Annotated in this window: 9 protein-coding genes and 1 pseudogene; 8 read left to right on the forward strand and 2 right to left on the reverse strand. The window is 61.3% G+C overall.

Features of this window, described 5'->3' with window-relative positions; all coding sequences use genetic code 11:
• Nucleotides 1-27: 27 nt before the first annotated feature.
• Nucleotides 28-387, reverse strand: a pseudogene (locus BRX37_RS17180) (hypothetical protein); the annotation flags it as partial.
• A 172-nt stretch (nt 388-559) separates the two neighbouring features.
• On the opposite strand from BRX37_RS17180, the gene BRX37_RS17185 reads away from it, so the two are divergent.
• From BRX37_RS17185 to BRX37_RS17200, 4 genes are all read left to right on the forward strand, one after another.
• Nucleotides 560-1,912: a tyrosine-type recombinase/integrase gene (locus BRX37_RS17185; RefSeq protein WP_037522502.1), complete on the forward strand. Its 1,353-nt coding sequence runs from the start codon at nt 560-562 to the stop codon at nt 1,910-1,912.
• Nucleotides 1,913-2,022: 110 nt separating this feature from the next.
• On the forward strand, nt 2,023-3,687 hold the full coding sequence (locus tag BRX37_RS17190; RefSeq protein ID WP_125988445.1) for a hypothetical protein: 1,665 nt from the start codon (nt 2,023-2,025) through the stop codon (nt 3,685-3,687).
• A 2-nt stretch (nt 3,688-3,689) separates the two neighbouring features.
• Entirely contained in the window at nt 3,690-5,798 is a 2,109-nt protein-coding gene (locus tag BRX37_RS17195) for a site-specific integrase (RefSeq protein WP_048939652.1), read from the forward strand.
• Nucleotides 5,795-6,163, forward strand: a complete 369-nt coding sequence (locus tag BRX37_RS17200) for a hypothetical protein (RefSeq protein WP_010409068.1) — start codon at nt 5,795-5,797, stop codon at nt 6,161-6,163. Before BRX37_RS17195 ends, BRX37_RS17200 begins: the two co-directional genes overlap by 4 nt.
• A 781-nt stretch (nt 6,164-6,944) precedes the next feature.
• Here BRX37_RS17200 and BRX37_RS17205 read toward each other — a convergent pair.
• Nucleotides 6,945-7,121: a hypothetical protein gene (locus BRX37_RS17205; RefSeq protein ID WP_202907049.1), complete on the reverse strand. Its 177-nt coding sequence runs from the start codon at nt 7,119-7,121 to the stop codon at nt 6,945-6,947.
• A 287-nt stretch (nt 7,122-7,408) separates the two neighbouring features.
• Here BRX37_RS17205 and BRX37_RS17210 point away from each other — a divergent pair, with 287 nt between their 5' ends.
• The 4 genes from BRX37_RS17210 to BRX37_RS17225 are packed head-to-tail and all read left to right on the forward strand — an operon-like array spanning nt 7,409 to nt 9,584.
• Nucleotides 7,409-8,251, forward strand: a complete 843-nt coding sequence (locus tag BRX37_RS17210; RefSeq protein ID WP_048938958.1) for a hypothetical protein — start codon at nt 7,409-7,411, stop codon at nt 8,249-8,251.
• The gene (locus BRX37_RS17215; RefSeq protein ID WP_048938957.1) at nt 8,248-8,982 is read left to right on the forward strand and encodes a DUF4410 domain-containing protein; all 735 of its coding nucleotides are present in this window, start codon (nt 8,248-8,250) and stop codon (nt 8,980-8,982) included. The genes BRX37_RS17210 and BRX37_RS17215 overlap by 4 nt, the downstream gene beginning before the upstream one ends.
• Nucleotides 8,951-9,142, forward strand: a complete 192-nt coding sequence (locus BRX37_RS17220) for a hypothetical protein (protein ID WP_048938956.1) — start codon at nt 8,951-8,953, stop codon at nt 9,140-9,142. The genes BRX37_RS17215 and BRX37_RS17220 overlap by 32 nt, the downstream gene beginning before the upstream one ends.
• A gap of 22 nt (nt 9,143-9,164) precedes the next feature.
• Nucleotides 9,165-9,584 (forward strand): hypothetical protein, encoded by a 420-nt coding sequence (locus BRX37_RS17225; protein WP_048938955.1) that lies wholly within the window; start codon nt 9,165-9,167, stop codon nt 9,582-9,584.
• Nucleotides 9,585-9,591: the final 7 nt, after the last annotated feature.

Here is a 9,591-nt window from a genome sequence, read left to right on the forward strand (position 1 = left end):
TTGCAGGGTTGGTTTTGCGAAATGCGGTCAGGCGGCGATCGCGTGCGCGGGTCCGCGGCCTCGTTGTGGGAAAGCGGCATGGAAGCGATCGAGCCAGTCGGTCATCGTCGGTCGCTCGCCGATGGGTATCTGGCCCGCAACGTCCTGGAACCGGATGAGGTCTGTCGGCGCGTCGCGCACGATGCGGTCGATTTCATCCGGCGGAAGCAGCTGCTCGTTCCGAATGAAGAGCGTCATCGAGCCGGGCCGCGCCCGGGTCGTTCTGCGCCACAGGCCCTCGACGGTATGCAGTCGTGGCGCGGCGCGCGCCTCGACCAGAACGATGAGGCGCAGGCACCATGCGGGGAGCGCTCGGATTTCCTCGGGCCGGTTGGCGATGCACAACCATTATGTCGCCATTGAGACGATCCATTCCCTTTGACGGGATAAGGATATTGTCCCATTATCGATCGGGTCGGGGCAATAAAATGGAAACGCCCAGTGTCATGTCGAGGGTTCAGTGCATCTTTTCCCGTTCGATCCTTGGCTCGGCGTCGAGCCTATACTTCTTGATGGGACGATGATCCGGCCTGCGCTTGATGACTCCATAAAGCAGGACGCAATCAAATACTTACCCGAAACAAATCTCCCTTCTCTCCTTCATTCCGACGGAAGCCCCGTTGTAGAAGTCAATTCGTTCATCACGTTCCTGCGATCCGATGGCGTGTCCCTTGCCAGCGCAGGCCACTATGCTCGAGATCTTCAGGTCTTTGCCCGTTACCTGCGGGATGCGCGTTCAAAGTCGTTACTCGACGCATCGAGTGCCGACGTAGGGAAATATCGCAGCCTTCGGCTCGAAGGGCCGGGCGAGCTCCGACTATCGGGATCGTCTTGGAAGCGCACCTCTGCGGCGCTAACGCGGTTCTATCAATGGGCCGCCAGCGAGGACGCAGGACTGATATCAGTTGCGCCGAAAACCAGATTCCGCCGTGATGGCGCGGTTGCCGAAGATACGATCCGCATGATCCCGCTCGAGGATTACGTTCTGTTCCGAGACCAAGGCCTGCTCGGTGGGGGTTACGCGAACGGCATCACTCACCGGCGGAATCCGATGCGCGATGCCGCGTTCGCCGAGCTGCTTGTGACGACAGGGGTTAGGCTCGAAGAAGGCGCAAGCCTTCTGATCGGTGAGCTTCCGACGACGAACGCCCGCGTCTTTCACGGCTGTCGCAGCACCATGATCGACCTGCCCGCCAGAATCACCAAAGGGCGCAAACCTCGATCAGTGCCGTTCCCGAGGCGGGTAGCCAGTAACTTCATCGACGCTTATATTCGCGAGGAGCGGAGCCAGTTGGTCGATCGCTGGCGACGCGCGGGTGGGGTCCGGACCATGCGGCAGCCGCTCATCGGCACGCTTGCAGGCGGGCAACGCGTTTTGATCAAGGGCGAGCGGCGCCCTCGATCACTGGCGACTCTGCGCATCGACGAACGACGCAACCTCCTATTGCTGCCCGGATCGGGCGCACCATTGGAAAGTGCGCAGCCGGCAGCATTGTGGCTGGCGCAGGACGGCCAAGCCCTCACCCCCGCGGCATGGCAGTCGATATTCCGGCGTACCAGCAAGAAGTTGTCGGAGGACATGGGCTGGGACCTACACGTATCGCCCCATACCCTCCGGCATACCTTTGCCGTCTACTGGCTTACACACCTCGTCAAAGCGGAAGTGATGAGGCTCGACGATCGATCTGTCCCGGATCGAACCGAGGAAATCTACATGAAGGTTGTCAGCGACCCCTTGCGCCGGGTCCAGCGATGGCTGGGTCACGCCAGCGTCCTGACCACTGAAAAATATCTCACCTACCTCGATGAAGCCTTCGAAATCGTAGATCAGGCGGCCGAGGCGCTGGACTCTCGTCTGATGGGCTTCTTCTAGCAGTGGGTCGCCCTCGCCTCTCGTTCCGCGATTTACCTCCGCAGCAGGATGAGGAGCCGCGAGCCGACGCGATCGTAGCCTATCATCATCGTGACGGTGTCGGGCGCGAAATGACCTGGTTGCTGCACGAGGTGGGGAACGAAGGCCTGGGTCGCGATCTTGCCTTGTACCTTGGGCCGATGATGAACGAGCTGTTCGCCGGCCTGGCCGTCCCGAGTGTCGAACAGTATCGACAGAGCTGGATCCCGCTCGGGAAACATCTGTCCTCCAGCGGGCGCCTCAACGGGGGGCTTCGCGTGATCACGGCCGCTGACATCGATGCCTGCGACGTTCGGGGTCAATACTCCCGGTTCCGTTGCCTTGTTCACGGCCTTCGCGCGATAGACGAACGAAACCCTGATCTGCTTCGTCCGGATCTGAAGGCGCGGATCAACTTCACGAGCCGGCACAACGGAACGGCATTACGGCCCCGCGAACCGTTGACACCGTTCGTCGCTCGCGTCCTGAAAGACGCCGCTGATCGCAGCGTGGTAGCTACACGCGAAAGGATCTTGTCGGGCCGCGAGCAGATCGAAGCTTTGCGAAACAAGCCGGAGAGGAGCCGCTTTGAGAATGTGTTCCTGAGGGTCGCCGACGGCACGCGCCCCGCTCGAAGCGAGTTCGACATGTTCAAATATCGCAAGGTTGCCATCGCCGCGGCCAGCGATCTTCTCGTTCTGACCCTGCCTGATGCGATCTGCTTCATCATCGCCATCGCGCTCCGGGTCGAAATGCCGATAGAATGCCTGCGGACCCTGCGGCGCGACTGCCTGAAGAACCCCGCGAGAGGGTACGTCTCCATTGAATACACAAAGGGACGAGGCGGCCCCCGCGCGAAGATCAAGCGCGAACGCGTGCGTGATGGTGGAATTAATACGCCCGGCGGACTCGTTCGCCTTGCCCTCGAACTATCCCGACCCGCCGCCGAGCGAATGGCCGATCGAGGGGACCCGAATGCGGATTACCTGTGGGTGGGCTTCGTTGCAGCCGGACTGCCGAGCTGGCGGCGGTTCAGCCTTTCTACCCACAACTTCTATGCCGCGATCAGGAGCCTTGGGCTCGTCGACGAAGCGGGCAAGCCGATAACCAAGATCGTTCCCGCCCGGCTAAGGAAGACGGTGAAGCGGGACAATTACTTGCGCCACACAGGCCACCTTCGGCGCTTCGCGAGCGATCACTCGAAGCCAGTTGCCGCTCGGCATTATGCCGCGGTGGACGGGCTTCGAGAAGAGCATGCACGCTCGGTAGCGGTCGCTGAAGGTCAACTGTTCGACATGGCGATGATGCCGTTGGTCCTGCCACCGAAGGAGGAAGTCAGCGCGCTCGCATCCGGCCTCTCGATCGGAAACCAAAAGCTCGACGCAGGCGCGGTCGCGTCGTTGGTCTCAGGCGATGCCGATACGTTCCTTGGCATGTGTTCCGGCTTTTGGTCGAGCCCTCTTGGGCGGAACGACAACGGCTCCTGCGCCACCGCGTTCACCGGCTGCCTCCATTGCTCGAATGCAGTGTTCACCGCACGAAAACCGCCTGCATTGCTGACCTATCTGACATGGCTAGCTGAACGGCGCGCCGTCATGACGGAAGCGGAGTGGCACGAGCGCTACAGCGCCGACCATAATCGAATTATGGTACATATACTCCCCGTGTTCGACGCTGGCGATATCGAACAGGCTCGGTCCACGGCGGAAAATGCCGCTGTGGCGCCAGCGCTGCCGCCACATCTTCAGCGGGGCTGAACATGCGTCGGGTTCTGGAACGTGCCGAAGCATCTTGGCGGATTGACCGTTCGGCATTGGTGATTCCGCCCCAGATGGTCGTGAGTGGCCGTGAGCAGCAGAATATCTCTCTGGTCGGGGACGATAAGTGGCTGCTCGAATGTGCCATCGCGCGGCCGACAAAGGCCCATGAAGCCTGTATCTGCTTCGGTCGGATCGCCGATGCTGATGAGCGGGAGCTCATACGAGAATACCTGTTCCTGTCTTTAAACTACGACTCCCGAGACAATGTGCGCGGCCGCCTCGGCGTCCTGAAACCTGGTTCGCTGATGCAGGTCGGCAATATAATCCGGCATTTTCTACAAGAAGTGCGGGAAGCCGGACTTCGACTCCACGAGATCGATCAGCCTTGGCTGGATCAGTGGCTGTCCGCGAAGCGGCACCTCGCACCGGCAACTCTTGTCTACAAGATCCTCTGCGTACGGCGACTTGCGCTCTATACGCCCTCCCTGTCGTTCCGGGGAATCGAGATAGCTCCTTGGGGTAACCGTTCAGCGACTAGGATCGCGGGATACCGGGGTGGCCGAGAAAATGTCACACCGCGAATACCGGAAGCCATTAGCGCGCCGGCGTTGCGGTGGGCCATGTTCTACGTCCATCATGGGATCGACGATCTTATCGCCCGACATCGTATAGCTGGCATCAACATCGCCGCGCGTCGGCAGAGAGTGTCACCGAAACTAAGCGACCAGCGCCTGCGCGCTTATTTGGATGCGCTTGAAGCATCGGGCTCTGGAGTACCGGCGACCCAAGATGGTCGACCCGCGTGGCCAGAAATCTGCAAGGCCAGCGGCCTCGGCGTGGCAGTGCTGAAGGCACGCTCAGCTATGCTCGAGAAGGCAATCTCGCAACTCGGAACCGAGCGCCCAGGCGCAAGCAGTGGTTGGGCCAGCATGCCAGGAACAAACATTGCGTGGCGGTCGCATCTTCCCAGCTTCAGCAGCCGTTATACCTTCATACCGGCGATAGCCGCGTGCTATCTCGTAATCGGCCTATTATCAGGAATGCGCGGCGAGGAAGCGGCCGCGCTCAAGCGTGGTTGCCTCAGACTCATGCGCGACGAACATGGGAAGGTTAAGGGCTACGAACTCGTCGGAAGAATCTTCAAAACCCGTAAAAACGTCGACGGCGCTGAACATCGCTGGACCGTGATAGAGCCTGTTGCCAGGGCCGTATTGGCAGCAATACGGTTGCAGGACTATCTACACAACAGCGCCGATCGAACGGAAGCGCCGCGAGATGATGAGCCCCTGTTCAAACCGGCCTTGATTCGGGGGGTGGGCAATGTCCAGCTTACGGCGCATCAATCGACCGTATACCTGAATTACTTTGCCAAAGAGTGTCGCCGGCTCGCCGAAGAAATGGCAGCGGCGGCGCCCGCCGAAGCCGACCGCATACTGGCACTTTATCATATCCCGGACGAGGGTGATGAACCCTGGCGGTGGCGCACGCGTCAGCTCCGCCGCACCCTTGCATGGTACATCGCCAGTCAGCCCTTCGGCGTGATCGCGGGCATGATACAATATGGGCACGCGAGCGCCATGATGTTCGAAGGCTATGCGGGCACTTCCCAATCCGGCTTCCGTTCGGAGATCGAAGAGGAACGTCGCCTCGCTCAGCTCAGCGATATCGTCGAGATGTACGAGGACTGGAAGGCAGGGATCAATCCAGGCGGCCCCATGCGATCGAAACTCGTCGCCGAATTTACAAGCATCAGAAACAAGATCGGAGATCTGCCCGGCACGGTCGTTGATGATCGGCGCCGCGCAAAAATGCTCTCGAACACCGCCGTCACGCTTCATCCGGGTTATATCAACGACTGCTTCTTCTATGCCGACCACGCCCTCTGCTTGAAGGTGAAAGGAGCTGAGGCGCAGCCGGCATTTACGAGGTGCCAGCCTGCTCGTTGTCCGAACAGCGTGGTGGCGAGGCGGCATGTGCTGGCTCTGCAATCATGCATCGCAGATGCCGAGACCATGAAAAATGGCAAGAACATCAGCCCGATCCAGAAACACGCCATTGAGGCACAGATCGATATTTACAGGCAGTTGCTGGAACAGGTCGAACGATGACGACGAAAGCGAACCCTCCCCGGAAATCGCAAGCCACCGTCGCGCTGCTTGACGCCTATAACCGCTTGCGCGACGGCAAAGGCACCGCGACGAATGGCAAGCTGAGCATAACCAATGTTGCGCGCGAGGCGGGGGTCAGTCGAGCGACGGCCTATCGATGCTCCAAACTTCTCGCTTTGTTCGATGAAGCTCCGAAGCCGCCGAAGGCTAAACCACAAAGCACGAGCGGCAAGGCCGAGCTGCGAAACGTGATCAACCAGTTGCTCAATCGTATCATCATGCTGGAGGCTGCGTTGGAAGCCAAAGACGCGGAACTCCGGCAATTGCGCTCAATGCTGCCAAAACCACGGCCGGCCGACTCATGATGCGAGCAAGTCCTGAGGACATTACAATCGACGCCACGTTGCACGCTCAATTCGCTCTACGCTACATGGCGACGCGAGACCGCCACGGGCGGGCTACGCATTGAAGGCAGGTTCAGTGTAAAACCCTCCCCGCTTGCGCAGCACTGATCCTCCCCTGCACAACGCTTGATGGATTTTGGTTGGGCCCATCACTCGACGAAGAATTCCCTCAATCAACGGCCCGCCTGCGACCAGCAGCTTGAATGGGTATCTCGCATGTAAATGACCGCGATTGGCCGGTAGGCGACTGTCCGGTTCGGAGCCGGGATGCGTGGATAGCTGACGGTCGTTCGGAGTCGGCAACCGACCAAAATGCGTCGTTCACCGCTCGGGCTTCTAACGGCAGCTTGTTTCGGAACCTGCCGTTTGCTCGTTGCGAACCTTCGTGGCCGCCCAACAAGGGATTACAATCGCTGCGACACCGGTATGGCTTTTGGTCGATGAGTCGCGATGGAGGATCCGGTGCAGATCTCCAGGATAGACCTTCACCAAGATGATTGCCTCAACTCAGACTGTTACTAGATGATCGGCAAGAAAGGGCCTCCGCCGTCGATGGATCGTGAAATCGAAGATATGTCCCTACGCCTGAAGCAAGGGCTTCTCTGCCACGGATTGACCGTCACGGCCGCCCATTGAATGTTCCAGGTCGCCAGCACCTTCGATGCGGCGAGCAGCGGCAATGAGGTTCTGCTTTTAAAGAACAACTGGAACGACCGGTTCACCTGGATCACTCAGTTCTATGTCACGGTCGTCGATGCGGACGGCACGCGCACCCATGCCCTCCCAGCACGACAACGATGTTCACTACGTCCGGTAAGTCGAGCATGGACTCCCCATCAACGATCTCGCCTGCCATCTGAAGTGCCATCAAGATCCCGACCGAGATGGCGATACCCAACTCGGCCAGCACGCTGCGCATCCCCAAAGCCGACCGGGCGTCACAAAGATTTACAATCGTCGCCAACTCCTGTTGCCTGAAGGGCCGATAACAGCCTCAGACATCAAGGAGGCGGTTATGCGGCAGGACGATCGACACTGGACACGGATCATCCTGCGGCCCGATCCGTCCCCTTGATTGCATACCGCAATTTCCCCTTTGCGCTGGCTGTTGTCCCTTGCTCCTCCCCCTGGACGGCCAGCGCCGACGCGGTGCGGATCCTCGCCCCCCGGATCCGCACCGCGTCTTCTTGTTCGAAAGGCTTCACCATGAACCATTATCCGATCGCGGTCGCGACCGCATTGCTCGCCAGCGTGTCGACTATCGCCAATGCTGCCCCGGCCATGACGCTCTATCCACAGCAGATTGGCGCGGAAACGGCGCGCTATCAGCATGGCAGCGCGACCATTTCCCTGAAATCACCGACGGCCACCGTCGAAATTCGGCCCCTGCCGGTGGAAGACGGACGCGCCGCCTTTTCCATTGCCATCTTCAACCATGACGGCCGCCCCGCCAATCTGGGGATGGAAAATATCACCGCTGTCGTGAACGGCATTCCGACACCCGTTCCCACCTATGCGCAACTGGCGGAAGCAGCCGAGCGGAAGGCACGCCAGGCGAAGATCGGTACTGCGCTGTTCGCCGGCGTGCTGGCAGGCGTCGCATCCACCGCATCGAACCAGGGCAGCTATTATCGCCATGTCCGTGGCCCGCGCGGCGGCTTTACCCAGGCCATTCACTGGCAGGACGATACGCCTGGCGTGATCGGCGCGACGGCCGCGGTCGCAGGCGGCGCGATGGTGATCGGCGGCATCGACCGCAAGCTCGACTACACGCTGGACCAGTTGGGAACCCAGATCTTACAGACGACCACGATCGACCCCGGCAGCAGCTTTGGCGGCATGGTCATCCTGCCGATCGATCGGGACGCCGGCCATCCGGCCGATATCAGGGTCAATGTCGCCTTTGACGGCAGGGTCTATGCCTTCGGATTTCGCCTGACGCGCTCGGGCATCGGCGTGCCTGCGCCCGTGCCCGCGGCGGCAAGGGCGGACGCGCCCGGCGTCCAGGCATTGCCTGTCGACCTTGCCGGCGAAGGTGGCGGCGAATGACCATGGCGGAAAGGGGCCGGATGTGCGCAGCGGCGATACCGCTGGTCGGCGCCCTGCTGTTGTTGCCAGCGTGCGCCGGCACAGCCGTCCATGACCTCAGCATGGCGCCCGCGCGGTCGCAGCAGATACCCGGCGCCATTGGGGTGCGGGTGACGCTGGCGCCGGACATCCGGTCCGATCCCGATGCGGGCAAGGCCGCGCATCGTCTGCAGGCCGAACTGGTCAAGGCCTATCGCAAGGCTGGCCTCCCCGCCTCCGTCACGCCGGACGGGCAGCCCTCTCCCGGCGAAGCCACGGTAAGAGTCCAGATCGTCCGGGCGGACCCCGGCAACAGCACCGAACGGTTGCTGATCGGCTTCGGCGCGGGTCGATCAGCCCTGCTCACCAAAGCCTCGTTCGACATCGCCGGACAAGCCGGCCCGGCCATGTCCTTTTCCGCCACCGCCAAGGATGGGCGCAAGCCCGGCCTGATCGTGCCGGGCGCTGTGGCGGCCGCCACCGGCGAATTGTCGCGCCTTGCCATCGGTGGTGGCGTCAGCCTGCTGGTGGGACGCCGCAGCGGGCTGGACGGAGGCGCCAAGCGATCCGCCGCTCTCATCGTCAAGCAAACGCGGCAATTGTACCGCGCGTCCGGCTGGCCCTGGCCATCCGACAAGGGCTGCCCCTCCCCCTCTTGCCAGCAAGGTTCCCGCAATGAAGATGCATCCCCCCATCCAGCCGCCGCTTCCTGAAATTCCGCTGGTCGACAATATGTTCGCACCAGAAATATTAGCTGGCGGCCTGACCGGCCTGTCACTGCTCAACGGCATCGTGACGGTCACGCTGGAAAATCCAAGGGCCGACCATGGCCGCCCCGATCCCGGCCTGGAACGTGTTGCCCCGATAAGATGATCTTGCCCCGAAAGGACAGCCCATGGCTGCGACATTTTCCTTCAGCATTCAACAGCAGCTGGTGCTGACCGCCGCCCGTCAGTGGTGTCGGGCGCGGCACCTGCACATCCCTGCCCAGCCGCATCTCTACCGCAAGCTCGCCCGCCACGGTTGCGGACAGCTGGCTCCCGCCTGCGACAGCCTGATGAGGCTATCCGAACTCGTGCTGGGGCATCCGTTTCGCTGCGGTGCCGGCCTGGCCCTGTCGGAGGATGAATGGCGACTGCTCGACATGATCGAAGGGCGCGAGCGCCAATTGGTCCACGAATGCAGCGTCGCGCTGGCGAGCGCTTTCCGCCATGCCATCAGGTCGCTGCACATCATGATAGACATGGCCTTTAACATCGACAGCGGCGAGCCGGTGAAGCGTACCGTCGCTTCGACCGGCCTGATCGCCGCCTGATCGCCAG

It is taken from the genome of Sphingomonas sp. S-NIH.Pt3_0716 (assembly GCF_003950715.1).
Taxonomy (GTDB): Bacteria; Pseudomonadota; Alphaproteobacteria; order Sphingomonadales; family Sphingomonadaceae; genus Sphingobium; species Sphingobium yanoikuyae_A.